The organism is Mycobacterium sp. 1245805.9 (genome assembly GCF_001672915.1).
Classification (GTDB): Bacteria; Actinomycetota; Actinomycetes; order Mycobacteriales; family Mycobacteriaceae; genus Mycobacterium.
The window spans coordinates 1-544 of the sequence record NZ_LZKR01000009.1; the positions used below are offsets into that span (position 1 = coordinate 1).

Annotated in this window: 1 protein-coding gene and 1 pseudogene; one reads left to right on the top strand and one right to left on the bottom strand. The window is 73.0% G+C overall.

Annotated elements, in window-relative coordinates; genetic code table 11:
- Positions 1-218 (bottom strand): diacylglycerol kinase family protein (locus tag A9X00_RS01755; protein WP_197515016.1); only part of this gene is annotated, 218 nt, incomplete at its 3' end.
- Between the two features lie 128 nt (positions 219-346).
- Between A9X00_RS01755 and A9X00_RS01760 the strand changes: the two are divergent.
- Positions 347-544 (top strand): annotated as a pseudogene (locus A9X00_RS01760) (hypothetical protein); the annotation flags it as partial.

Consider the following 544-nt stretch of genomic DNA (forward strand, 5'->3'; position numbering starts at 1 on the left):
CCGTTGACCACGCCGCTCACCGTGCCGTCGCCGCCGTGCACGACGACCAGGTCGACCCCGTCCTCGACCGCCTTGTGCGCGAGTTCGGTGCCGTGGCCCCGGTGGGTGGTGTGCTCGACGGTCAGCTGCAGGCGGCTCTTGAGCGCATGCGCGAGAAGGTCGCGACCGGCTGGAGTGGTGGACGTGGCTGTGGGATTCACGATCAGCACGGCGCGCATGATCCCCGAGCTTATGCGGTGCGACGATGCACGCCGCTCGTCGGCGTGAGGAGGAGCAGCGCAGTCGGGGGGAGGCGGGGCCGTTATGGGCGTGCTGTGCGGTAACGGCCGCTGACTACGCTGGCGCTGTGAACCCGCGCGCCCCGTCCACCGTCCGCGCGGCGGGCGTGATCGTCGCGGTGCAGGGCGTGGCGGCGCTGGTCATGGCGGCGGTGCTGGTGGTGCGGGGGATCGCGGGGGCCGACCAACGCGTGGTCAACGGGCTGGGCACGGCGGTGTGGTTCCTCCTCGTCGGCGCCGTCGTGCTGGCCGCGGGACGCGCGCTG